23 protein-coding genes, 1 pseudogene and 1 other annotated feature are annotated in these 25,304 nt (G+C 53.0%); of the genes and pseudogenes, 13 read left to right on the top strand and 11 right to left on the bottom strand.

Annotation, left to right across the window (positions count from 1 at the left end):
- Positions 1-52 precede the first annotated feature (52 nt).
- Positions 53-193 (top strand): annotated as a pseudogene (locus tag Q2J39_RS00610) (GNAT family N-acetyltransferase); the annotation flags it as partial.
- 110 nt (positions 194-303) lie between these two features.
- Here Q2J39_RS00610 and Q2J39_RS00605 read toward each other — a convergent pair.
- The 4 genes from Q2J39_RS00605 to Q2J39_RS00590 are packed head-to-tail and all read right to left on the bottom strand — an operon-like array spanning position 304 to position 4,540.
- On the bottom strand, positions 304-1,083 hold the full coding sequence (locus Q2J39_RS00605; protein WP_288338805.1) for a DUF4422 domain-containing protein: 780 nt from the start codon (positions 1,081-1,083) through the stop codon (positions 304-306).
- On the bottom strand, positions 1,080-2,210 hold the full coding sequence (locus Q2J39_RS00600) for a glycosyltransferase (protein WP_288338804.1): 1,131 nt from the start codon (positions 2,208-2,210) through the stop codon (positions 1,080-1,082). Before Q2J39_RS00600 ends, Q2J39_RS00605 begins: the two co-directional genes overlap by 4 nt.
- Complete coding sequence (locus Q2J39_RS00595) at positions 2,194-3,126, bottom strand: glycosyltransferase family 2 protein (protein WP_288338803.1); 933 nt, start codon at positions 3,124-3,126, stop codon at positions 2,194-2,196. Before Q2J39_RS00595 ends, Q2J39_RS00600 begins: the two co-directional genes overlap by 17 nt.
- Entirely contained in the window at positions 3,107-4,540 is a 1,434-nt protein-coding gene (locus tag Q2J39_RS00590) for a hypothetical protein (RefSeq protein ID WP_288338802.1), read from the bottom strand. Before Q2J39_RS00590 ends, Q2J39_RS00595 begins: the two co-directional genes overlap by 20 nt.
- 626 nt (positions 4,541-5,166) lie before the next feature.
- Here Q2J39_RS00590 and Q2J39_RS00585 point away from each other — a divergent pair.
- Both Q2J39_RS00585 and Q2J39_RS00580 read left to right on the top strand, forming a co-directional pair.
- Positions 5,167-7,458, top strand: coding sequence for a PTS transporter subunit IIBC (locus Q2J39_RS00585; RefSeq protein ID WP_288338801.1), 2,292 nt, complete (start codon positions 5,167-5,169; stop codon positions 7,456-7,458).
- Between the two features lie 336 nt (positions 7,459-7,794).
- Entirely contained in the window at positions 7,795-8,640 is an 846-nt protein-coding gene (locus Q2J39_RS00580; protein WP_288338800.1) for an endonuclease/exonuclease/phosphatase family protein, read from the top strand.
- 146 nt (positions 8,641-8,786) lie between these two features.
- On the opposite strand, the gene Q2J39_RS00575 is transcribed toward Q2J39_RS00580, so the two are convergent.
- Positions 8,787-9,821, bottom strand: a complete 1,035-nt coding sequence (locus Q2J39_RS00575; protein WP_230266550.1) for a LacI family DNA-binding transcriptional regulator — start codon at positions 9,819-9,821, stop codon at positions 8,787-8,789.
- A 119-nt stretch (positions 9,822-9,940) separates the two neighbouring features.
- Here Q2J39_RS00575 and Q2J39_RS00570 point away from each other — a divergent pair, with 119 nt between their 5' ends.
- From Q2J39_RS00570 to Q2J39_RS00525, 10 genes are all read left to right on the top strand, one after another.
- Entirely contained in the window at positions 9,941-10,180 is a 240-nt protein-coding gene (locus tag Q2J39_RS00570; protein ID WP_288338799.1) for a hypothetical protein, read from the top strand.
- Positions 10,181-10,243: 63 nt separating this feature from the next.
- Entirely contained in the window at positions 10,244-11,071 is an 828-nt protein-coding gene (locus Q2J39_RS00565) for a YoaK family protein (RefSeq protein WP_288338798.1), read from the top strand.
- Between the two features lie 202 nt (positions 11,072-11,273).
- Positions 11,274-11,481, top strand: a binding site (T-box leader).
- A gap of 242 nt (positions 11,482-11,723) precedes the next feature.
- A complete protein-coding gene (locus Q2J39_RS00560) occupies positions 11,724-12,995 on the top strand; it encodes an argininosuccinate synthase (RefSeq protein WP_230266552.1) in 1,272 nt (423 codons plus the stop codon).
- A complete protein-coding gene (gene argH / locus Q2J39_RS00555; RefSeq protein ID WP_230266553.1) occupies positions 12,996-14,402 on the top strand; it encodes an argininosuccinate lyase in 1,407 nt (468 codons plus the stop codon). It begins immediately after the preceding gene.
- 450 nt (positions 14,403-14,852) lie between these two features.
- Complete coding sequence (argC, locus tag Q2J39_RS00550) at positions 14,853-15,782, top strand: N-acetyl-gamma-glutamyl-phosphate reductase (protein WP_288338797.1); 930 nt, start codon at positions 14,853-14,855, stop codon at positions 15,780-15,782.
- Positions 15,783-15,858: 76 nt separating this feature from the next.
- Complete coding sequence (gene argJ / locus Q2J39_RS00545; RefSeq protein WP_230266556.1) at positions 15,859-17,064, top strand: bifunctional glutamate N-acetyltransferase/amino-acid acetyltransferase ArgJ; 1,206 nt, start codon at positions 15,859-15,861, stop codon at positions 17,062-17,064.
- Positions 17,061-17,918, top strand: a complete 858-nt coding sequence (gene argB, locus Q2J39_RS00540; protein WP_230266557.1) for an acetylglutamate kinase — start codon at positions 17,061-17,063, stop codon at positions 17,916-17,918. Before argJ ends, argB begins: the two co-directional genes overlap by 4 nt.
- Before the next feature lie 2 nt (positions 17,919-17,920).
- Positions 17,921-19,108 (top strand): aspartate aminotransferase family protein, encoded by a 1,188-nt coding sequence (locus Q2J39_RS00535; RefSeq protein WP_288338796.1) that lies wholly within the window; start codon positions 17,921-17,923, stop codon positions 19,106-19,108.
- Entirely contained in the window at positions 19,105-20,016 is a 912-nt protein-coding gene (argF, locus tag Q2J39_RS00530; protein ID WP_230266559.1) for an ornithine carbamoyltransferase, read from the top strand. The genes Q2J39_RS00535 and argF overlap by 4 nt, the downstream gene beginning before the upstream one ends.
- Before the next feature lie 445 nt (positions 20,017-20,461).
- Positions 20,462-21,292 carry an HAD family hydrolase gene (locus Q2J39_RS00525; protein WP_288338795.1) on the top strand — a complete coding sequence of 277 codons (831 nt, stop codon included), beginning with the start codon at positions 20,462-20,464 and terminating at the stop codon, positions 21,290-21,292.
- Positions 21,293-21,447: 155 nt separating this feature from the next.
- Here Q2J39_RS00525 and Q2J39_RS00520 read toward each other — a convergent pair whose 3' ends face one another.
- The 6 genes from Q2J39_RS00520 to Q2J39_RS00495 all read right to left on the bottom strand — a co-directional run bounded on the left by Q2J39_RS00520 (position 21,448) and on the right by Q2J39_RS00495 (position 25,284).
- Complete coding sequence (locus Q2J39_RS00520; protein ID WP_288338794.1) at positions 21,448-21,825, bottom strand: helix-turn-helix domain-containing protein; 378 nt, start codon at positions 21,823-21,825, stop codon at positions 21,448-21,450.
- A 395-nt stretch (positions 21,826-22,220) separates the two neighbouring features.
- Entirely contained in the window at positions 22,221-22,652 is a 432-nt protein-coding gene (locus Q2J39_RS00515; protein WP_230266562.1) for a DUF2871 domain-containing protein, read from the bottom strand.
- Positions 22,653-22,683: 31 nt separating this feature from the next.
- Positions 22,684-23,358 (bottom strand): hypothetical protein, encoded by a 675-nt coding sequence (locus Q2J39_RS00510; protein WP_230266563.1) that lies wholly within the window; start codon positions 23,356-23,358, stop codon positions 22,684-22,686.
- A 133-nt stretch (positions 23,359-23,491) separates the two neighbouring features.
- Positions 23,492-24,049: a TetR/AcrR family transcriptional regulator gene (locus Q2J39_RS00505; protein ID WP_288338793.1), complete on the bottom strand. Its 558-nt coding sequence runs from the start codon at positions 24,047-24,049 to the stop codon at positions 23,492-23,494.
- Positions 24,050-24,226: 177 nt separating this feature from the next.
- Complete coding sequence (locus tag Q2J39_RS00500; RefSeq protein ID WP_288338792.1) at positions 24,227-24,532, bottom strand: AzlD domain-containing protein; 306 nt, start codon at positions 24,530-24,532, stop codon at positions 24,227-24,229.
- Positions 24,529-25,284, bottom strand: coding sequence for an AzlC family ABC transporter permease (locus Q2J39_RS00495; protein ID WP_288338791.1), 756 nt, complete (start codon positions 25,282-25,284; stop codon positions 24,529-24,531). The genes Q2J39_RS00500 and Q2J39_RS00495 overlap by 4 nt, the downstream gene beginning before the upstream one ends.
- Positions 25,285-25,304: the final 20 nt, after the last annotated feature.

The following is a 25,304-nucleotide window of genomic DNA, read 5'->3' as shown; positions in this document are numbered from 1 at the left end:
TAGCGTATCTAATATTCAGTCTCGCGTATACCCGTCGATTGTTTGACACTTACTTACCGTTCACGCGTCCATTACGGCCAGACCGTTCTTTGAAAAACGGGGCTATCGCGTCATCCATTCCCAGCAGGTGGAACGCCGCGGCGTTCTCCTGACGAATTTCGTGATGGAAAAGGAAGCCCAGAAAACGAAGTGAAAACAATAAGAGGATGAAAAATACCGCAAATACGCAGTTTTTTTCATCCTCTTTCGTCTTCATCATCTTTATTCTTCGTTCGTTTCGTTTTCGACTTCTCCGGCCTTGGCTCACGCGTGCGCGTCCGGGGTCGAATGTTTTTTTGAAAGCGAAAAGATCATTCGGTTTTTGACGCGCCGCAGGGAAAGCCGCAGTTTTTGCGACCGGCTCAGTTCCGGCTGCCAGACGGGCAGACGGTGGGCGCGCAGATCGCGGGAATGCACGTATACATTGAGCAGCCGCTCGGAAAGAAAGCCGTAAATGCGCTGCTGGTAGGCATTGCGGCCGTCCAGCGATATCTGTTTCTCCAGTACTTCCAGAATGGGGAAAAGCCAGGCGCAATAGTCGTCAAAGCGTGCTTTGGAGCAGGCCATCATGTTGTACTGGCTGATGCCGCCCTGCGCCATGATCGCATCCCACGCCTGCACATCCTTTTTGCTTTTCGCGGCAAGAATTTCTCGAAGCGTATCGAGATCCTGCGCAAAGCCGGATTCGATGCAGTACTGTTCATAGACGCTTTCGCGATACGGTTCGAATTCCGCCAGGCACACATCATAGCCGTCCAGAGCCTTGAGAATTTCCGGACCGCTCATTGCTTTGTTTTTTCCAAAGTAGCGGCGATAGTGACTGATCGAAATCCAGTCGCTTTCGGTATCGTTTTTCCAGATCCAGTACAGCCCCGTCAGTTCGCACCAGCTTTTGTTTTTGGAAGCGATGTTGTCTTTCGTGTTGTCGCGCAAATAGCCAAGATCTTCGCCAAAGCCGACTTGAAGCGGAACAAAAGACGGATCGGCAGGGGGTGTAAAGGCTTTATGCATGATGATGTACTGCCGCAGTCTGCCCTCTGTCATTTCTGGCTTTCCTTTCCGGCGTTCAAATAAATCATTTCCAGCTTTCTGGCCGCTTCCTTCACTTCGTAGCCGGACGCGATGATTTCATCGCGGGTGTCGGCGCGCGGACGGGCAGCTTCTTCGAGAATCTTCTGGGCCCATGTCGCTGGCGAATCATCCAGAGACAAATAGAGCGCCAGCGATTCGATCGGCAGCTCATGCGCCACCAGCGTGGACGTTACGACGGGCAGACCGGTGCACTGTGCTTCGACGCCGACGACGGGAAGTCCTTCAAAAAAGGAGGGAAGGACAAAAACGTCCATCGCATTCATCAGATGGGCGATGTCTTTACGAATCCCAAGAAATTTCACGGCATCGTCTAATCCTTTTTGCGAGACAAGCTGACGGATTTCGTCCATCGTTTCGCCCTGACCGGCCAGAAGCAGGACAGAATCGGGGCGGCGCTGATGAATCTGTTCGAACACTTCGATCAGAAACGGGTGATTTTTCTGGACGCTGAACCGTCCCACGTGGCCGATGACCAGCGTGCCGGGATCGATGTGCAGCTCCTTGCGGATTTCCTTTCCCCAGGCGGGTTCAAAGTGGAATTCGTTCAGGTCTACTGCGTTTTTTAACACGGTGTACTGATGGTTTCGAATGATGGACGGCGGAAATTTCCAGCGGGCCGCCAGATCCGAACAGGCCAGATATTTGGTGGGGTATTTGAGCAGGTACGGAATCGAGATCGTCTTGATGACGCGGTACTTGAGATTGTCAAAGCCGCCGCAGTGCGAGTGGACAAAGACGTTGGGCACGCCGGCTTTTCGGGCCAGCTTGGAGCCTTCCATCAGGGCGTACGTGCTGCCGGAATGAAAGTGAACGATAGGATAGTGATGTTCTTTTAAAAACGTCTCTAAAGACGATTTGAAAACCGCGTTGTTGTGTTCGCCAAAGGGATGTCCGGCCGCAAAGACGTGCGCCCCCATGGATTCCATTTCCTTCTGGAGCGCCAGATTATCGACGGTAAAGGGCGTGAAAAAATCCATCTGGACTTTGTTTCGGTCGATGTGGCGGTACATGTTCATTAAATAGCTTTCCTGACCGCCGTTGGCAATCGGTTCGCGAAAGACTTCAAGTACGCGGATCATTCACAGTCTCCTTTCGTGGGGAAAAATGCAGGCCGGATTTCGAGGCAGACCAGATGATGGCCAGCCTCTCTTTTTTATGATCGGGAGCATGGACAAGAACCCGTGCAGTGTGCAGGCAAATTTTCGCCATCTGATACAGCTTGCGCGAAAAGCCTTCCTGTCTCGCAATATACACCTCATTGCGATACGCATAGCGATAGCGATCCAGCCGGTCATGTGAAGCCCGGCTGATATCGGAGCCGACATTGTCGGCGCATTTATGAATGACGACACTTTCGGGAACGTACCAGCACGGATAGCTTGCGCTGATCCGTCTGGTGTATTCGACATCGTCGCCCCAGATGAAGAAATCTTTCAGGGGCAGACCGATCGCTTCAATGACCTGAGCCCGCAGGAAAAAGGAAACGAAGGAAGCCTGCCGGATCGGCCGGTCCATTTCGTCGGACTGCTTTCCCTCGATGAATTTGGGTTCGTTCATACGGCAGTACGATCCGTCTTTCCAGAGCACTTTGGAGGCGAGAAAGCCAAAATCCGGGTGCGCTTTGCCAAAGGCGAGCAGAGCGGCCAGCGCATCGGGGCCCGGAATGGCGTCATCGTCCATTCCCCAGACGCAGGAATAGCCCATCAAAACGGCCTGCCGCAGCCCTTCGCAAAAACCGCCGGCACCGCCGATATTTTCGTCAAGGCGATGATAGACGATCTGAAGATTGCGGCTTTTCTGGCAAGCTAAAGTTTTCGGATCATTTTTCCAGGCATGCACGGTGTCTTTGGTTCCATCGGTCGATGCGTTATCGACAATCAGAATCGAACACGGATGACTTTGCGCGAGAAGGGCATTCAGACATTCCACAAGCAGCGCCTTTCGATTGTAGGTGACCACGACGGCGATCGTCTGTTCAGGATGAGAACGCGCCATACGTGGGCCCTCCTTTTCCTGCAGTCGAAGCCGCCGGCCTGGATGAACGCAGCGTCGCTTTCGAAGATACTTTGCGGATCTTCTCGCTGTGTCCGTCCGCTTCAAAGGCGTCTTCGGACGCTTCGTGAACCGAAGTATGCGCGGCTCGGGCAGTTTTCCGGCGCGTTTTGAAATGCGAAGCAAACCAGCGGCTCAAATGGGAAAACGGCTGACTGAGCAGGTGACTGGCGTACAGAAGCAGGGGGTTGAACACCGGATTTAACAGGCGGACTTCATTAAACGAGAAGCAGTACACAATAAAGAGCGCGATCATCAGCGGAACATTTTTCTTGCGGTACGCCTGCCAGGCGATGCACGAGCAGCATCCCAGCACGAGCAGCCATTCAAGAACGCCAAAGTTCAGCAAAATATTCAGATACGAGCAGTCGACATACAAATACGTGTCGCCCGCAGTCGTGGCCGGTCCGTTTCCCTGCCAGACAATGTGCTTTCCGGCAAGAGACAGACCGTACTGATCGAACGCGGTGCGCGCATTGGCCAGACGGCCGGAAAGCAGTCCGTTCAGACTTTCCCAGAACGGCTGCCCGGGCGTATACGCCAGCATAAGTCCCAGCGCCACGATCGCCAGAACGACCGGCAAAAGCGCCAGACAGATTCCAAACCAGCGTTTATGCATGAACGAAAACCAGGCCGGATGCGACTGCAGCAGCCCAATCAGAATAAGCAGAAGCAGGGAAAGAAGAAACGCAAAGCGCGTATCGGTCAGGAAATAGAACAGAACGCTCATGCCCGCAAGCGCCATAAGCGCCGTCGTGTTGAGCGCGCGTAAATCGCAGAGCAGCAGCGCAATCAGAAGAAACAGAAAGAGAACCGGCGCTGTGCTGACCCACGCAAAGCCGAGGGCATGACGGGAACGCTCCGTATCCATGATCACATCGGGAAAGACGTGCAAAACGCTCAATGCGAGAACGATCCCTAATACCGTAGTCAGCACGAGTAAATACACGCGCAGACCGCGCCGGAGGCTGAGGGAGCGAAACGCGAACAGATACAAGGTCAGAATCGCAAATTCTGTACTTCGCGAAAACAGAAAGACCAGAACGCTGACGATCAGAACCGTCCAGACGACGATGGGATTTTGCCGTCGCTTCGACAAGGTAAGACTGAGCAGCGCCGCGCCAAGCATCAGCACATAGCCTCCGTAGCGCAAAATCGTAAAGAACAGATCAAAGCCGCGCGAATACGAGGCGGCGCCCTGGGCCGATACGATCACGAAACCCATCCACGATGTGAAAAGGAAAAAAGTCAGAAGCAGTTCGAGAAGCAGGGAAGAATGGCGCAGAGAATACGCGATCAGACGATTGGCGCGCAATCGCTCTCTGAACAGGGAAAAAGACTGGGAAACGGTATGCATAAAGCGGCTCCTTTCGAAGAGATCGAAAAAAACGTTCTGCGCCAGTTCGGGGATGAATTTCTTCGAAAGAAAAGGGCAGAAACGAAAACGGGAAGCAGGATGGCATAAGCCTGTTGAAAAAAATATATCATTCTTTTTGCGTATTCCCCGGTTTCGACCGCCCGAGGGCATCTGTCGATGGAGTAAGAAAACAAAGGACAGCGCCAGAAAAACGCCAATCCGCGCGATCAGAACGCAAGCCAAAAAAAGGCTGGGGAAAGGGGAAACCCGTCCGTGGGCGCACAGAAAAAACAGGCCCGCCATCCGGGCAGGAAAAGAATGATTCTGAGAATAGAGTAAGCCTGCTGTGACCCAGATCCGCTCAAAGCGCCTGCCTTGTTTGTGCAAACAGATCGTGCAACATGCGCGATTCGCATAAAGCCCGAAACCTATCGCTCTGAATACGGGACAAAACCATTAAAATCACGGAATTTACCCGGAAATATCTTGATCTGCGCTTTCAAAACCCGATGTTTTCGCTATAATTTGCATTGTTAATTGCATAATGTTGCATAAAAACAGGTATGGAAAACGCATTGATGCAAACGAGGCATTGCACAGATCAGGAAAGAGAAAAAGGAGGCCCTATGAGCGAAAACAAAAAGCCGGTTTCGATCCAGATCGTCTCGCCGCTGAGCGGTACAGCCGTTCAGATTACGGAAGTGCCCGATCCCATCTTCTCCGGGAAGATGATGGGCGACGGCGCCGCGGTAATTCCGGATAACGGAACCATCGTTGCTCCCGTTGACGGCGAACTGACTATGATCGCACCGACCCTGCATGCGTACGGATTTAAAGCGGAGGATGGAACGGAAGTTCTGGTCCATGTCGGACTCGAAACCGTCGGACTGGACGGCGCTGCGTTCAAAGTTCTCAAGGAAGCCGGATCCAAGGTCAGAAAAGGCGAACCGGTTGCCGAGGTGGATCTTGAACTTCTCAAGTCGAAAAACCTCAACCCCATTACCGCCATCGTACTAACAAGCACCCCCAAAGACGCGGTAATCACCGTTCGGGAAGGCAAAGTCAAAGGCGGAGAAGAAACGATTCTCACCATTGAAGAACCGGCTAAAGAAGAAGCGCCGGAAGCCGACACAAAGCCGGCGTCTGGAAAAGACGAGAAAAAGGACGCTGAAAAAGCCGACAAAAAAGGGGATAAAACGGAAAACACGTCCAAGTCTTCCAAAGGCAAAGCGGATCAATCCGATTCGTCCAAAAAGAAAAAATTCAAATTCAAAATCAACTTCGACCTGCTTCAGAAATTCGGCAAGGCGCTGATGGTCGTCATCGCCGTGATGCCGGCAGCCGGCCTGATGATTTCCCTTGGCAAGCTGGTCGGCATGATGGCCGGCGATATTACCCTCGTCACCACGATTGGTATGGTCATGGAAAACATCGGCTGGGCCATCATTAACAACCTGCATCTGCTTTTCGCCGTCGCCATCGGCGGCAGCTGGGCGAAGGAAAGAGCCGGCGGCGCGTTCGCGGCGGTTATCGCCTTCATCCTGATCAACAACATCACCGGTCAGATTTTCGGTGTCACGACCGACATGTTAGCGGACCCGAATGCGATCACGCATACGCTGTTTGGACAGCCGATGCCCGTCCCCAACTACTTCGTCAACATTCTCGGCGCGCCGGCGCTGAACATGGGTGTGTTCATCGGTATGATTTCCGGTTTCGCGGGTGCCATCATTTACAACAAGTACTACAACTACCGCAAACTTCCGGATGCCCTGGCCTTCTTTAACGGCAAGCGCTTCGTACCGCTCGTTGTCATCGTATGGTCCGTCATCATCGCGCTGATTCTTTCGATTTTCTGGCCGATGGTTCAGCTGGGCATCAACAGCTTCGGAGAATGGATCGCGACGTCTTCGGAAACTTCGCCGATTCTTGCGCCGTTCATTTACGGAACGCTCGAACGTCTGCTGCTGCCGTTTGGTCTGCATCACATGTTAACGATTCCGATGAACTACACGTCGTTTGGCGGGACCTATGTCATTGCTACCGGCGCACAGGCGGGAACCGCCGTTTACGGACAGGATCCTCTGTGGCTGGCCTGGGTCAATGACCTCATCAACTATAAAAACGCCGGCAATATGGCAGCCTACAATGAACTGCTCACGACGGTTACCCCGGCACGTTTCAAAGTCGGCCAGATGATCGGTGCAACCGGTCTGCTGCTCGGTATCGCTCTGGCGATGTATCGCCGTGTCGATCCGGACAAGAAGAAAAAATACCGTTCCATGTTCATTTCCATCGTTCTCGCCGTCTTCCTGACCGGCGTTACCGAACCGCTGGAATTCATGTTCATGTTCTGCGCTATTCCTCTCTACATAGTTTACGCGATTTTGCAGGGCTGTGCGTTCGCGCTGGCGGGTATCTTCCATCTGCGTCTCCATTCCTTTGGAAATCTGGAATTCCTCATGCGTACCCCGATGTCCATTCAGGCGGGTCTTGGCGGCGATATCATCAACTTCATCATCGCCTGCATCGTCTTCTTCGGAATCGGCTACTTTGTCGCTTACTGGATGATCGGCACGTTCAGCTACGCTACGCCAGGCCGCAACGGCAACTACACCACAGACGATGACGATACGAGCGCGTCTTCTTCGAGTTCTTCGGAGACGTCCAAGTCCGAAGGCGGCCAGTCGCAGCCGGAGCGAATCATTGCGCTGCTGGGCGGCCGCGACAACATCGTTCTCGTCGATGCCTGCATGACGCGTCTGCGCGTTACGGTAAAAGACGTGGAAAAAGTGGCGGATCTTCCGGCATGGAAAGCCGAAGGCGCCATGGGTCTGGTCAAAAAAGACAACGGCATTCAGGCGGTCTACGGACCAAAAGCCGACGTGCTGAAATCCGATATTAACGACATTCTCTAAACCTCCATCCGTATCTGCACACGCGCTTAGATCTGCCTCGCCTCCTCGAGGAGTCTGAGTTTACGAAAAGAGGACCGGCTGTATGGCCGGCAAGGGAAGAATCAAGGGAGCAGATCCATTGCGGCTGCTCCCTTTTTCACGGCTTTAGCCCGTTTCTTTTAAAGGCATCGACAAATTTTGTCGTCCTTGCGTTTCGATTCCCCTTTCGTCTTCTTACAATCGAAAGAGAAGAAGCGTCCTTACAGACTAGGAAATGCGAAGGCCAGAGCCGTCCAGAATTCACACCACGCAAAATTCCAGTCTGAATCTCTTGAAAAAAATGGAAAGGAGAGAGCTATGAAACTGCTCACCCTCAATACGCATTCGCTTCAGGAAACAAACATGGCGCAAAAACAGGATCTCTTCTGCGCCTGGATTGAAAACGAACAGCCGGATATTATCGCCCTGCAGGAAGTCAACCAGAATATGGATGCTCCTGCGGCAGACGATCTTGCCTGCGCACTGGTCTGGAAGCCGGAACAGGCGATTCTTCGCGAAGACAACCACGGTCTGGCGCTGGCCAGACGGCTGGCCAAAGCCGGCCTCCATTACGAATGGGCCTGGCTGCCCATGAAAATCGGCTACGACCGCTACGACGAAGGGCTGGCTATTTTCAGCCGTAAGAAAATTTTGAAGACGGAAAATCTGCTGGCATCGAAAATCGATACGTATACGGATTTTCGTACCCGCCGAATTCTGGGCGTACAGACCGAAGACGGCTGGTTTTATTCCATCCACCTCTCCTGGTGGAACGATCCGCATGAACCGTTCGCTCTGCAGTGGCAGCGTCTTCTGCCCCAGCTGGAGAAACATTCGAAAGATTCGCCGGTGTATTTACTGGGCGATTTCAATTCGGATGCGTTTTTGCCGGGCGAATCGGCCGATCTCGTCCGCCAGAGCGGCTATTTCGATACGTACGTGCTGGCAAAAAAGAAAGATGCCGGCTATACGGTAGGCGGCGTCATTGACGGCTGGGAAAACCAGCCGCAAAGCGGTCCAAAACGGATCGATCAGATCTGGGCAGGCCATAAGGAAAACGTCACAGAAAGCCGCGTCGTCTTTAACGGAGAGAAGGAGCCTGTTCTTTCCGACCATTACGGCCTGCTCGTTGAAATTGACGACTCGCGCGGTGCGCACGAATAAAGCCGACAGGCGAAAACCGCCCGCAAAGCAGACACCAGAAAATTCATAAATCCAAAATCAAAAGCCGTTCGAACTTTACCGTCCCCTGAATTGGGGAGCGGTACGTTCGAACGGCTTTTTTGTGCGGTTTATATTTTTGGAGAAAATCAGGATTTGGCTGGAGCACAGCTTTCGCGCTCGACGAGCACGAACGGAACGAGGGTCTTGCTGGCCATGGACTGCGGCGTGCGCGCCCGTAAAATCGCCTGCGCGGCGGCTTCGCGGCCAAGCTGGAGCGGATGAACGTCGATGGACGTCAGACGCGGGGAGGTGAGCGTCGCGAAAATGGAATTGTTAAAGGAAACGATGGACAGATCGTCTGGAATGGAAAGGCCGGCTTCCGCGGCTTTCTGGCGAAGGGCCATCGCGTGCAGGTCGTCGCTTGTCACAAAGGCCGTTGGCCGTTTGTCTTTGGAAAGCGCGAGCAGGCGGCCGATTTCTTCAAGCCCTTCGGGATCGCCGTGTTCCATTTCGATCAAATGCATGTTTTGCGCCTCGATGCCAGCCTGCTGAAGAAAGAGAAGCACACCGTTTTTGCGCGATGCAGAAAACAGATGCTCGAACGGGGAGCCGATAAACGCGAAGCGGCGATGGCCAAGCCCATACAAATAGCGTGCAGCGCTGCTGCCGGCTTCGATGTTGTCGTTGTCGACGCTGACGGTCTGCGAACTGCGGCTTTGCGGAGAGCCGATCAGCACGTAGTCGTAGCCTTCTTCGGTCAGCTTGTCGACGATGGGATCATCGGCGCGGGAAAACAGAAGAATGAAGGCGGAAAGGCGGCTGCTCGCGGAAAGGGAAAGGATCGCTTCGATGACTTCCTGATCATCCCGGCCGGTTAACAGTAAGGAGACCGCTTCGTTCTGGTTGCAGTACTCGCTGATGCCGCGGATGACTTCCAGAAAGAACGGGTTGTTGTACGTATCCGCAGCGGAAGGCGGAAGAATGATGCCGACTTCGACAAGCGGCTTGTTCTGGACCAGCGTTGAAGCGCTTGCTGGTGCGGAGTAGCCGACTTTTTCCATGGCTTTGCGCACCTTTTCCTTGGTGGTCTCCGAAATGGCCGGATTGTTTCGAATGGTGCGGCTGACGGTCGAGGCGGAAACGCCGGCGACGCGGGCAACATCGCGTATCGTTACGGACATGAAAAATCCCCTTTCCAAAGCGAAATCTTCTGTTTCACGACAATTGCACACAACGAATACAGAAAGCGTTTGATCTGCGATAAACAAAGCCTTTTTACGCTGTGCAAATATGCATCATTATGCAACAAAATGCGCCAAAGGAAAAGACGGGCAGGAAGACTCCGCCCAATTCTTCAGGCATTTTTCAAGTGTTGACCGTCTGGTTTTCCGGCGAAACCAAGGGCGCTTTTCCGGCTTTTTCTCAAGAAAAGAGTGATCGTTTTCTTCGTTCAAATATCCTGAAACGGATAAACACAATCGCAAAAAGAAACCCGGCGAGAAAAAACGCCAGCGGGACGGCTTGTGTCCAGCGACCCTGAATCCGCAGCGTTCGCCTCGGGCATCTGCCGGCTTGCCTGCGGCTCGCGTCGGATAATACAGGTATGGACTATCCACAGGATCTGATCGGAGAACTGGTCGAAAACGATAAGGATGAACGGGAAGAATCGCTGCGCGTCGGCCTGCTTTTAACGCTTGGTATCGGCATTCTCAACGCCTGCACGTACGTGACGCGCGGGCATGTTTTCGCGAGCAGTCAGAGCGGCAACCTGCTCTATTTAGGACTCGATCTGGCCAAAGGCGAATTTGGCAACGTGACCAAGTATCTTTTTCCGCCGCTGATGTTTGCGGCTGGAATTGTCATTGCCGAACATTATCACGACAAGCCGGGGTATCGGCAATGGCGAAGAATTCCGTTTCTGATCGAAATCGTTCTGATCATTGTCGCCACGTTTCTTCCGGATTCCTGGAACGCACTGGCCAATCCGATTTTCGGCTTGTGCTGCGGACTGCAGACGATTATTTTCAAGCGGATTCGAAGCAATCCGATGGCGACGGTCGTCATCAACAGCGGCTTTCAGAACACGTTTGTGCACCTGACACGGTATTTGCAGAAAAAGGATAGGGAAGACGCGTTTCGCGCGCTGCTCTATTTTGTTCTGGTCATTTCCTACTTTCTCGGCATCGTGATCGGCGCACTGCTCTGTCCGTATCTCAATCATTATGTTTCGCTGATCAGCGCTGGACTGCTGCTGATCTGTCTGTTTATTGCGCTGCCTGCCCATTTGGATTCGGACGAAAAGAGCTCTGATTCATCGGTCGACAACCCGGACAAGGCAGGAACGGCTGCGTCAAAGCCTGAAAAAGAAAACGGACAAAATTCGAAGAACAATAGAAGTTTCAAAAACGAGGACACGGTTTGGAAGCGTTGAATTTCAAAATCCGTGTCTTTTTATCGCGTAAGTAATACGAATCGTTTTACTCTTCGCAAGAAAACCTCTTTTTTCGGGCCGTCAAGAGGAATTTTCAGAAAAATGCCGGGAAATATTCTCGTTTTCATGCATTTTTTCAGAAAGAGAAACAAATCGGTTTCAATGGATTGAATTCGAAAATGGAATGGGTAGAATACGGAATATCAAATCAGTGATCGGAAATAGTACCTGCAGAAAGGTCCAAAGAGAGCTTCGGCCTGGTGAAACGAAGCGTCCGGAATGCAGCGAACGTGCCCGTGAGTGGAACCGCGACAGAAATCGAGCTGTTCCCGCGACCCGGCGTTATGGGAGAGTGTCCTCTTCAAGAAAGAGGGAAGACAGGTGGTACCGCGATCCTTATCGTCCTTTCATTCGAAAGGACGTTTTTTTTTGGAAGGGGCGATTTCATGCAGGAAGACCGACGATGCCTGAATTCAGGCCGGCGAAAGGCTGACACACACTGAGAAACAGCCATTCGCCGCATACATACGCACAGCTTAGAACAAGATCCGAAACGAAAAATCCATACATACATAAACGTTTAAATCTGCTGGATCTTCTTCTCATTCTTTCTCAGACCATTCAAAAGCGAAAGCGAACAAGGAGAAAAATCATGAGCAACCTGCATAACGAAAACAAAACGTATAAGAAAATCGTCCTCGCCTATTCCGGCGGTCTGGATACTTCCGTTCTGATCCCCTGGCTGAAAGAACATTACGGCAACTGCGAAGTCATCGCGGTATCCGGCAACGTCGGACAGGGCGGCGAACTCGACGGCCTCGAAGAAAAAGCGCTCAAGACCGGCGCCTCCAAACTGTATATTGAAGATCTGACCGACACCTTTGTAGACGACTACATCGTACCGTCCCTCAAAGCCGGCGCGAGCTACGAACAGTACTTGCTGGGAACGTCTTTCGCAAGACCGATCATCGCCAAACGGATTGTGGAAATCGCCAAAGCCGAAGGCGCCGATGCCATCTGCCACGGCTGTACCGGTAAAGGAAACGACCAGGTTCGGTTTGAACTGGCCATCAAGGCGTTCGCTCCGGAAATCGATATTATCGCTCCATGGCGGTTCTGGGATCTGAACAGCCGGGAAAAGGAAATCGCCTACGCCGAAGCGCATAACATTCCTCTGAAAATCAGCAAGGAAACCAACTACTCCAAAGATAAAAACCTCTGGCATCTGTCCCATGAAGGCCTGGACCTCGAAGATCCGGCCAACGAAGCTCCAATCAACAAACCCGGCTTCCTCGAAATGGGTGTATCCCCCGAAATGGCTCCGGATACGCCGACCAATGTCACCATCCATTTTGAAAAAGGCGTACCGACCGCTCTGGATGGCGAAGAAATGAGCGCCAAGGACATCATCCTCAAGCTCAACGAAATCGGCGGCGCCAACGGCATCGGCATTCTCGATATCGTTGAAAACCGTCTGGTCGGCATGAAATCGAGAGGCGTATACGAAACGCCGGGCGGATCCATTCTGTATAAAGCCCACGACAAGCTCGAGGAAATCACCCTCGACAAAAACACCAAGCATTTCAAGGAAATCGTCGCGCAGAAATTCGGCGAACTCGTCTACGACGGCCTCTGGTTCACCCCGCTGCGCAAAGCGCTGAGCGCCTTCGTCGATTCCACGCAGGAAACCGTAACCGGCGACGTTACGCTCAAACTCTACAAAGGCAACATGATTCCGGTATCAGTAACATCCCCGTATTCCCTCTATAACGCAGGCATGGCCACCTTCGATGAAGATGACTGCTACGACCAGAGCGATTCCGCCGGCTTCATCAACCTCTTCGGTCTGCCGATCGCGGTAAGAGCCATCAACGACAAGCAGCTCGCAAAGGAAACTGGAGAACATTTCTCCAGTGTGGAATAAATGAGTAAGCTCTGGGCGGGTCGGATCTCCAAGGAAACCGACGCGGACGCCAACGACTTCAACAGTTCCATTTCTTTTGATTCCCGGCTGTATCCCCAGGACATTCTTGGAAGCCTGGTGCACAGCTGCATGCTCGAAAAACAGGGCATTCTCACGTACGAGGAAAAGCAGGACATTCATCACGGCCTGCTCGATCTTCTCAACAAAATGAACAGCGGTCAGGTGGAATTTTCCAGCCAGTATGAAGACATTCACACATGCGTGGAACAGCTGCTGACGGCCGCCATCGGCGACACCGGCAAAAAGCTCCACACCGGACGCAGCCGCAACGATCAGGTCGCACTCGACATGCGTCTGTATGTTGTCTCCAAAGCCGAAGAAATTCACGACACGCTGCTCAATCTGATTTCGGTTCTGGCCGATCTGGCCGCCGAATACGCCGATACGCTCGTACCCGGCTATACCCATCTTCAAAGAGCGCAGCCCATCACCTTCGGGCACACGCTCATGGCCTACGCCAACATGTTCCGCCGCGACGCGCTCCGTCTGGAAAACGCGCTGGACGTCATGGACGAATGTCCGCTGGGCGCCGGCGCTCTGGCTGGAACGACGTTCCCGCTCGATCGGGAATTTACCGCCGCACATCTTGGCTTTTCCAAGCCGATGTCCAACTCGATCGACGCGGTCAGCGACAGGGACTTCTGCATTGAATTTTTAAGCGATCTTTCCATCCTCATGATGCACATGAGCCGTCTGAGCGAAGAAATGATTCTCTGGAGCTCCTGGGAATTCAAATTCATCGAACTCGACGACGCCTATTCCACCGGCAGCTCGATCATGCCCCAGAAGAAAAATCCGGACATGTGCGAACTGATCCGCGGCAAAACCGGCCGGGTTTACGGCGATCTGATCGGTCTGCTCACGGTCATGAAAGGTCTGCCCCTCGCCTATAACAAGGACATGCAGGAAGACAAGGAAGCCGTCTTTGACGCCGTTGATACCGTCGAGATGTGCCTGAAAGTTCTGCCCGGCATGTTAAAGACGATGCGCGTACGCAAGGACAAGATGAAACAGGCCGCCAGTGCCGGATTCATCAACGCAACGGAATGCGCTGACTACCTCGCCAAAAAAGGGATGCCCTTCCGGGATGCCTACAAACTGACCGGTACGCTCGTCGCTGACTGCATCGACAAGGGCCTTACCCTCGATCAGGTCAGCCCCGACGATCTCGAAAAGCTCTGCGATCTGTTTGACGAAGACTTTTATCAGGCGATCGATCTCGACAAGGCTGTAGCCGATCGGAAAGTGTACGGCGGTCCGTGCAAGGAAAACGTGCTCGACCAGTCCGCCAAAGCCAAGGAATTTGTCGCCGCGCACAAAACGTCCAAAGTCAGAACTTCGAAATAATTCCAGACCGAGCGAAAGCCGTCAAAGGAAAAAGACGCGCTTCTTCTGGAAAGGAAATGTTTACGCCAGACCGCCGCGCCAGTAGGAAACTTGTCGCGGCGGTCGACGTTTCCGATGATTTTTCCTCTCCATCCAACCGCTGCGTGCCGCCTGTCTTTCGATATCTTTCCATATATATCGGAAGCAGAAAGAAGGCTATAGAAGGATATAGATATATAGGAAGAACAGGGAAGAGCTCGAACGCCTGGCAGAAAAGAGTCCGGACAGGCAGGATTCCATCCCCGCAAATTCACCTGAAAAGTGCAGGAAAAACGGGAAAAAGACAGCCCATACAGAACCGGTGAAATCCCGCAAAACAGGAATATATATGTCTCCTTTGAAAAAGCGGATGTTCACAAAATGCATAGGCCGGTATTCTGAGCAGGGAAAAAGATAAAAAACAGTACGTGTATGAAAAAACCAAAAATTTACATCGATGGCCAGGCCGGAACGACCGGGCTGCAGATTAAGGAGCGGATTTTAAACCGCGACGATCTGGAACTGCTGACCATCGCCGAAGACAAACGAAAAGATCCCGGCGAACGCCGGCGTCTGATGGAAAAAGCCGATCTGGTCTTTCTCTGCCTGCCCGATGCGGCAGCGATCGAAGCCGTTTCGCTGATGGAAGGACTCGATACCCGAATCATTGACGCCTCCACCGCGCATCGCACTTCGCCCGACTGGGCGTACGGCTTTCCGGAACTTTCGGCCGCGCATAAAGCAGCCATTCAGAGCGCGCAGAAAGTGGCCAATCCCGGATGCCACGCCAGCGGCTTTATCGCTCTGGTTTATCCGCTCGCCAGATCCGGACTGCTCAATCTGGACAGTCAGCTGAAGTCCTTTTCGCTGACCGGCTACAGCGGCGGCGGAAAATCGATGATCGCCGCTTACGAAAACGAAAAAGAAGACGAAATGAACAGCCCGAAGCCCTACGCTTTAGGACTTGCCCATAAGCACATTCCAGAAATGAAAGCCGTCTGCGGTCTGCAGCAGACCCCGCTTTTTGTACCGATCGTCGATGACTATGAAAAAGGCATGCTCACCCAGGTCTTTCTCGGCAAGGACGATCTGACCAAATCTGTCAGTCTGCAGGAACTGCTCGATCTGTATAAAAACTGGTACAGCGATTCCCAGATTCAGGTCGGCGATCCGCAAGGCGCGCTGTTCTCGAATACGCTGGCCGGAAAAGACGGCATGGAAATTTTTGTCAACGGATCTTCGGAAACCGGCTATGTGCTCAGCGCCCGCTTTGACAACCTCGGCAAGGGGGCGAGCGGTGCCGCGGTTCAGAACATGAACCTCATGCTTGGCCTGGACGAATACAAAGGCCTGCATCTTTAAGAAAAACGCGAAATCCGATACGGATTTCGTTTCCATATATTTCCAGATACTGGAGAACTGCGAAGAAGGGATAAACATGAAGGAAAGTCGCAAAGGAATTACCGCAGCCGCGGGATTTCAGACCGGCGCAATTCACTGCGGGCTGCGCAATAATCCGCAGAAAAAGGAACTCGCGCTGATCGTGTCCGAAACCCCGTGCACAGCTGCGGCGGTTTACACCACCAATCAGGTGAAAGCCGCGCCGCTGCTGCTCAACATGCAGCATCTGGCCAGCGGAACGGCACAGGCCATTACCGTCAACTCGGGCAATGCCAACGCCTGTGCGCAAAACGGTGCCGAAAACGCGTTGCGTCAGGCCCAGGCCGCTGCTGCAAAACTCGGTCTGAAAACCGAAGACGTTCTGGTCGCTTCGACCGGCGTCATCGGCGTCGAACTGCCGATTGAAAAAATTGAAGCCGGTACCGAAAAAATCGTGCTGGGCTATGACTCTACCGACAGCGCGAAAGCGATCATGACGACCGATACCCGCGTGAAGGAATACGCGGTGGAATTTGAACTCGACGGAAAAACCGTCTATTTAGGCGGCATCGCCAAAGGATCCGGAATGATCCATCCCAATATGGGAACGATGTTATGCTTCCTGACCAGCGACGCAAAGATCGCTTCGCCTATGCTGGACAAAGCGCTGCATGATGTGGTGAAAAAGACGTTTAACCGGATCAGCGTCGATGGCGACACGTCCACCAACGACATGTGCATCGTTCTGGCTAACGGCATGGCCGGCAATGCCGAAATTACCGAAGAAAATGAAGACTACGCGATCTTCAAGCAGGCGCTCTTTGACGTCATGCAGAAGCTGGCGATCGCGATCGCCAAGGACGGCGAAGGCGCCAGCCGCCTGATTACGGTCGAAGTCAGAACCGCAAAAACCGAAGAGCAGGCCGAAACGCTCGCCCGTTCGGTGGCCTGCAGTTCGCTGCTCAAAGCCGCCATGTTTGGCAAGGACGCCAACTGGGGCCGCGTGATCTGCGCCATGGGCTATTCCAAAGCGCAGTTTGATCCGTCTCTTGTCAGCATTTCCTTCGCGTCGAAAAACGGCGAAATTCTGGTCTGCGAAAACGGCAAGGGCCTTGATTTTGACGAAGACAAGGCGCTTCACATTCTTGAACCCGATGAGATCGTCATTCTGATCGATCTGCACGAAGGAAAAGAGAGCGCGACGTGCTGGGGATGCGATCTCACGTACGAATACGTACACATCAATGGAGACTACCGCTCATGATGAGCGCGCAGATCCGCGCCGCCATTCTTTCGGAAGCCCTGCCGTACTTAAAGGAATACAACGGCGAAATTGTGGTGGTGAAATACGGCGGCAACGCCATGATTGACGAAGAACTCAAAAAGGCCGTCATTCAGGATGTGCTCATGCTGCACCTGGTCGGCATTCATGTGGTTCTCGTTCATGGCGGCGGACCGGAAATTTCAAAAATGTTAAAGAAAACCGGCATCGAATCCCGCTTTGTCAACGGGCTTCGCTATACCGGCGAAGATACGATGGGCATCGTGCAGATGGTCCTTTGCGGCAAGGTGAACAAGGATCTCGTTTCCCTGCTCGAAGGCAAGGGAATCGGTCTTGGCGGCATGGACGGCAATCTGTTTCAGGCCGTTCCGCTCGACCGGGATGAATACGGCTATGTCGGGGAAATCAAAGCCGTCAACAGTCAGATCGTCCGTGATCTCATTCACGGCGGCTACATCCCCGTCATTTCCTCGGTGGCTGCCGGTCTGAACGATCTCAACAGCTACAACATCAACGCGGACACCGCCGCCAGCTGTCTGGCCGGCGCACTCCATGCCAAAAAGCTGATTTTACTGACCGACATTTCCGGTCTGCTGGCGGATCCCAGCGATCCGGACAGCCTCATTCCGGCCCTGAAAGTTTCGCAGGTGCCGGCAATGCTGGCGACCGGCGCGGTTTCGGGCGGCATGATTCCGAAAGTGGACTGCTGCGTGGAAGCCGTACGGCAGGGGGTTCAGCGCGCCAGCATTATCGACGGCCGCATTCCCCATTCCATTTTGATTGAACTGCTGACCAACGAAGGCATCGGAACGATGTTCTCCCAGGAAGAGGTGTAAAGATGAGCGATACCCAGACCATCATCGAAACAGAATCGACCCATTTCATGAATACGTACGGCCGCTTTCCCATCGTGCTCGACCACGGCGAAGGCTGCCTTCTCTACGATCTTGACCAGAACGAGTACCTCGATCTGAATTCCGGCATCGGCGTCAACTGCCTCGGCCACAATCATCCCGCACTCGTAAAAGCCATTGCCAATCAGGCGGGAACCCTGATGCAGGCCAGCAACCTGTACTATACAAAGCCGCTCGTCGACGCCGGACAGAAGCTCGTTAAGCTTTCCGGCCTGAAGAAAGTCTTCTTCGCCAACAGCGGTGCGGAAGCCAATGAAGGCGTCATCAAGACCGCCCGCAAGTACAGCATCGATACATACGGCGATCCAAAGCGTGTACAGATCATTACGCTGAACAATTCCTTTCACGGACGCACGATCGCCACGCTCGAAGCGACCGGTCAGGATAAATTTCACCAGAACTTCTACCCGTTTACCGCCGGCTTCAAATACGTCGACGCCAACGATCTGGCGGCGATGGAAGACGCCATGGACGACACGGTATGCGCCGTGCTGATGGAACTCGTTCAGGGCGAAAGCGGCGTTCGCCCGCTCGATGCAGGCTACGTCAAAGCTGTCGAAGCGTTATGCAAGGAAAAAGATATCCTGCTGATCATTGATGAAATCCAGACCGGCGTCGGCCGTACGGGAACCTTCTTCTCGTATGAGCAGTATGGCATTCAGCCTGATCTTGTCTCGTGCGCCAAAGGCCTTGGCGGCGGCGTGCCGACCGGCGCGTTTCTTGCCGGCGAAAAAGCCGCCGATATTTTGCAGCCCGGCGATCATGGAACGACCTTTGGCGGAAACGCACTGGCCATGGCTGCAGCGAACGTGGTCCTCGACCAGGTCGGCGATCCCGCATTTTTAGCCGATGTGAAACGCAAGGGCGATAAATTCATGCAGGCCATTTCAGCGATCGATTCCGATCACATTCAGGACGTGCGCGGCATGGGACTGATGATCGGCATTGAAGTCGGACCCGAAGCCATTGCCGACGATCTTGCGAAACTTCGCGAAAAAGGCCTTCTCGCTTTAAAAGCCGGCGCAGGAACCATCCGCCTGCTGCCGCCGCTCATTATTTCGGATGAACAGATTGACCAAGCCGTCAACGTGATGAAAGAGGTGCTCGCATGAACCATCTGTTAAAACTCCAGGACTTATCCGCTGAAGAAATCGTTCGGATCCTCGATCTGGCCGACCAGCTCAAATACGAAAAGAAACACGGCATTGAACATCCTTACTTAAAAGGAAAAGCCGTCGGACTCATTTTCCAGAAATCGTCCACAAGAACCCGCGTTTCCTTTGAAACCGGCGTCCATCAGCTCGGCGGACAGGCGCTGTTCCTGTCTTCCAACGACTTGCAGATCGGACGCGGCGAACCGGTACAGGATACAGCCCGCGTGCTTTCCCGCTATCTCGACGGCATCATGATTCGTACGTACGAGCAGAAAGAAGTCGAAGATCTGGCTGAATATGGATCCATCCCCATTATTAACGGTCTGACCGACTACTGCCATCCTTGCCAGGTGCTCGCCGATCTGATGACGATCCGCGAAAAGTTCGGCAAGTTTGAAGGCCTGAAAATGGCGTACATCGGCGACGGCAACAACATGGCCAACTCGCTGATCGTCGGCGGTCTGAAGATGGGCATGGACGTCGCGTGCGCTTCGCCTAAAGGCCATCAGCCCGATCCAGCCGTTCTGGAATTCGCGAAGGAATTCCCGGGCAAGTTTACGCTGACTGAAGATCCAAAAGAAGCCGTCAAGGACGCGGATGTCGTCTTTACCGACACCTGGGCGTCGATGGGCATGGAAGCCGAAAAGGAAGAGCGCATGAAGCTGTTCCAGGGCTATCAGGTCAACGACGAACTGCTCGAACTCGCCAAGAGTCCGGTTATGATCCAGCACTGCCTGCCGGCGTACCGCGGTCAGGAAATTACCGAAAAAGTTTTCGAAGAACACGCGGACGAAATCTTTGAAGAAGCCGAAAACCGTCTCCATGCGCAGAAAGCCGTCATGGTTCTGCTCATGAAAGACGAATAGGCTGCCGTCTTTCGAATCGGTACAAACCGCAGATTTCCTTTACAAACCGCGAAACGATACGCGATTTCAGCAGAACACCCATACTTGTACTGCCGCTGCGCGATCCATATCCACAGGCTTTCGCTTTTGCCGGATGAATCGACTCCATACTCCTTTCCAGACGCCTTTCTGGCCGCTTTGGTTTTAAAGCGGATTTCCCGGCAAAACACAAAGTCAGGTACCCCAAAAGGTTTTCCGCATGTCTTTACCCTGGACATGCAGAAAACCTTTTTTTCGCTGGATCCGTTTTCCCGAAGAACGAGGCAAAAACAGGGGAGGAACGCGAAAAAAACGGGACAGAATGCCCGCTTCTGGACTACGCTGAACGCGGGAGAATTTCGTGAAGACGTGAAACGCGAAACGCGCAAAGAAGAAAAATGAAGAAAAAAAAGAGGAGGCGCAAAAAATGATGAAGGCAGAAAAGCATACAGACGAGATCCGAATGATTTTCTTTGATATTGACGGCACGCTGATCGACATGAATACGAAGGTGATCAGCCCCCGCACCGTTGAAGCGCTTTGCCTGCTCCAAAAGGAAGGCGTTCGTATCGCCATCTGTACGGGCCGCTCGCCCATGCAGATTCCAAAGTTTGAAGGCGTAGAGTTTGATGCCCTGCTTTCTTTTAACGGCTCTTACGCGACCGATCGGGACGGTCAGGTCATCTGTTCCTCGCCGCTCGATCCCGATGATGTGGAAACAATTCTGGCCAATACGCAGGCTATTGGACGCCCCGCTGCGCTGGCGACAACCGAAGAAATTATGGCCAACGGCACCGACCAGGATCTGAGCGATTACTACGCCATCAGCAAAGCCCGTCTGATTCCCGATCCGGACTTTGACAAACACCGTAAAGGCAAGTGTGTCTATCAGATCATGACGGGCGGACGCAAGGACGAATACGACTCCATTATGAAAAACACGAAAAACGCCAGAGTGATGGCGTGGTGGGACCGGGCGATCGACATCATTCCGGCAAGCGGCGGAAAAGGCGTCGGCGTCCAGAAGGCGCTCGATCATTACGGTCTGACCAGAGAACAGGCGGCTGCCTTTGGCGACGGGGACAATGACCGGCTGATGCTGGAAGCCGTAGGACTTGGCGTCGCCATGGCTAACGGCTCTCCCTCGCTTAAAGTGATTGCGGAGGATATCTGTCCGAGCGTGGAAGAAGACGGCATTTACCAGTACTGCGTCGCACAGGGCTGGATCCATCCGGAAACCGGGGATGCCAAAGTCTGATCCGACCGGCTCTGTTTTCACTCTGCGTTATTAAGAACAGACGAAGAAAAACCAAAACGCATCCGGATTGTAAAAATCTGGATGCGTCGTTCTTTTCCGTGGTGAAGAAGAAACAGATCCCCTGAAGTAAGAAAAAAGTCAGATTTGGATCCGTCCTATACGTCGATTTCGCGATCCTGCAGGATCTGGAGGGCGGCTTTCTCCTGGTCAAAACGAAGGACGCCTTCCAGGATGTATTCCATCAGATGCTGCTGGTCTTCGTCGAGCCGGCTGATCAGCAGCAGAAGCGTCTGACTGCGTCCGGATTTACCCGCGCCGGTCAGCAGAAAATCACAGGAGACGCCAAAAGCCTCGCTGAGTTTAATCAGCGTTTTCAGCGAAGGGGAAGAGAGCCCCCGCTCCAGATTGGAAATATACTGGGTATTGACGCCGATAATATCCCCCAGAGCTTCCTGGGTATAGCCTTTTTTCTTTCGACACTCGTAGATCCTTTTGCCAATTTCAATGCTGAGTTCATCTTTTTCTTTTTTCATAAAATCAACCCGTATAAACCGCGCCGAGCCGAACAGATGAAGGATCGCATAGCCGTCTCGATTAACTGGAAGCGCATGATGATTCCATTGTAATTAGCATAAGATGAATAAAACACAACCCAGAAGTGGATAAAAACTAGAACTATAAGAATTAGATTCTCCTTTAATGCGTTGCGTTTTCAACCTTTTTGGATGGTTCTGTGTCCGCTGGCAGGTTCCCGGACGGAACAGCAGTCCGGCTGCTGAAAAGCGTGAATTCAGAATTCAGAAAAAAGCCGGATTCTCTTCATTGAAAAACAAAGAGGATCCGGCTTTGTAATGCGGGGGATTTTCCTGGAAAAGGGGGCAAAAGCGATGGGGGAGAGAAGGTCGGTGTTTGAAATCGAAGCTTCGCTTCAGTCTTTGGCCGCAAAAATCGCCTTGCGAATTTCCAGAAGAAGGAGAACCAGGCTGACGCCCAGAACAATGTGGCCGATACCGGCAATGCCGGAAATGGCGGCGCTTGCGCCGTGTGAGAGCGGCGTGCTGAACACCTGGAGTGTGCCGCGCACCAGCATCATGATTTCGGTCAGAATCAGACCGAGGTTGTAGGCAAGAATGATGTGATCGGTCTTCTTTGTCGTAAAGGCGAAGTTCTTTTCCAGCAGGACGAGAAACAGGAACATCGCCATCCCTAACATAAAGAAATGGGGATGGACGACGGAAAGCATCGTCTTGCCGGTATAGCCGACAAACTTGGGCAGTTCGCGGAAATAGACACCGCCGACCATGGCCAGAAGCGCATAGACCAGAGCGGTATTCATGTACTTTTTCATGGATTGTTTCATACTCGCGTTTTCCTTTCTTCGCTTTACGCGTTTAAGCCGAGGCTTTCTGGGATTTCTTCATCGCGCTATAGCCGATCAGAACGGTCCAGACGTACGCGCATGTCTTCGGGATCATTAACATGCCGATCGCTGGAACTTTCGAGGCGAACAGTACAACGGGAATGTAGAAGGCAAAACTCAGAACGATCGTCAGCCACATCCATTTAAACGCCTTGTCCTTGGCGGCTTTGGCACTGCGATAAAACAGAACGATCATGAGCAGACCGAGCAGCGCGAACGGGATGTTGCGGTAAATGCCCCAGGAGAGCGGCTCATGCGTGGATGTCCACGCGTTTTGGGGGAAGAGGCAGAGAGCAATCCGAATGATGGCCAGACACCAGACGATAATCGTCAGGTTCTGCGTATGTTTTGGGTGATAGCGCTCCTTCCAGACGGAATAAAGCAATACGTAAAAAATGGTCATCGTAATGGATGTGATGAGCTTTCCGATGCCCAGCGCGGCGGTGTAGTGATCCAGACCGGTGGTACAGAGAGCGACCATACGCGGAACGAGATGGAACGCGTCGCCGCATCCCAGAATAACGGCCATCCATCCAAAGAGACGGTATTGTTTCACACCCTTGCAATCGCGAATCATCAAAATGCCGAGGGTGATGACGGTAAACAGATAAACCACATCAAACAGGGTTTCCAGAATAGCCTGCATAGTAAGACTCCTTTCACGATCAGACTTTCCAGAACTAAATGTACGCTATGTAAGCGGCAGAGAAGATCGATGCGCCCAGATAATGTGAACAATGTTCACTTTTGACAAAAAATTGTTCTGAGGCAGGAAGGCCTCAGAACAGAAGCCGGTCGGCGGCGGTCAGAATCAGGGAAGGATCGTAGTTTTCCTCAACAATGGAAGCCAGAAGCAGGGAAAACAGAATCTGCGCTGCCTGTTCCGACGAGAACGCAGGGTCGAATCGGTTTGCGGAAATAGAGGGGTCCTTTTCTATCGTCTGCGCGATCGTACTGACGATCTGCTTCCAGGTCCTTCGCATGAAGACGGAGCTTACCTGCCGTTCGTTGCTGGCGATCAGGCGGGCGTGCATGGTCGCAAAGCCTGGATACGTATGAAAGACGTCTTCCATCTGCGCATACCATTGCTTCAGCAGGGCCTTCAAGTCGTTCTGTTTCAGAAAGCCTTCAGGTAAATGGAAAATTTCCTTCCATATGCTGATGACGGTGGCGCTGACCAGATCGCTTTTCGAAGGAAAGTAATGGTAAAGACAGCCGACCGAAACCTGGCAGGCGCTCGAAACGTTCCGAATGTTTAAATCGTTCCAGCCCTGTGTCGAAGCCATACGACGACACGTTTTCAGAATTTCTTCCTTGGACGTTGCAGCGGGTTTCATTGCACTCTCTCCTTTCCTTTTGCTTTTCGGATCTCGTTTCTGGTCTCTCTCGGATCTCATTCGCGGTCGTATCCCTGGCGTAAGCCAGTCAGGCGGGAGATCTCCAGTTACTGTGATTATAAAACAGGAAAAAAGCGAAACGCATCTCGATCGAGACACGCTTCGCTCTGGCTTTTTTCAATACACGAAAAGATACAGAAGCAGATCGAGCAGAACGGCCGCCAGTACGCTGACGATAACGGGCATTTTACGATAGGCGCAGAGCACGGCGATCGCGCCGCCGCCCACCCCGATCAGAATGTGCTTTGGATCTGTCTCCAAAATTCCGGGAAAGATCAGCGAAGCCATGACCGTATACGGCAGCAGCTGCAAAAAGATTTTGCCTTTGGAAGAAAAATGAATTTTCGAGACGAGCAGAGCCGGCACGAGACGCGGAATCATCGTGGAGAGCGAAAGCAGAACGGTCAGCAGGAAGAAATTCATACGTCTTCCTCCTTTACAAAGAGCAGACCGATCAGCGCGCCGGCCAGCGAACCGATGACAATATTCCAGCTGCCCTCAATATAGACGCTCGCCAGCCAGGAAAAGAGCGCCGCCGCAAGAACCGGAATCCAGAGACGGGCATGCTTTTGCAAGGAAGGCGTCAGCAGCGCCAGAAACATCGCCGGCATGGCGATGGCGAACGCCGCGGTTAAGACGGGCGGGAAAAAGGCGCAGAGTACGGCGCCCAGCGCGGTTCCGACCCACCAGGAAAACCAGGCGCCAAAGGCCAGACCGCCAAAAAAGGCCGGCGTGATTTTCGAATGATCCTGCGTTGTAAACATGGCGAACACTTCGTCGGTCACACCGAGCGAAAGCACACAGCGCAGCCACAGCGGCGCTGTTTTCAGATCTTCCATGACGACCATGCTCATGATGATATGGCGCAGATTCATGACGAAAACGGAAATGACAATCGTCCAGAGCCCCGCGTTCTGTGCCAGCATCGACGCCGTCGTCATCTGTCCCGCGCCCGTATAGACGAACAGGGACAGTGACAGCGTCTGCCAGAAATTCATGCCTGCCGTCTGCGCCATGCCCGCGTAGGCGATGGCAACTGGAATATACCCCAGCATAATCGGCACGCTGGCCAGAAAGCCCGCACGAAACGCGCCTTTGGACTTCGCGGCCGATGCCGGCTGGTTCTGGCATGCAGATGTCCTCTGGAGCTGTTCAGCCTCTTTGGATTCCTTCATGAAACTATCCTTTCTTTCCA

Origin of the sequence: uncultured Allobaculum sp. (genome assembly GCF_948576815.1) — a bacterium.
Taxonomy (GTDB): domain Bacteria; phylum Bacillota_I; class Bacilli_A; order Erysipelotrichales; family Erysipelotrichaceae; genus Allobaculum; species Allobaculum fili.
This window is presented reverse-complemented; position numbering and strand designations above follow the sequence as displayed.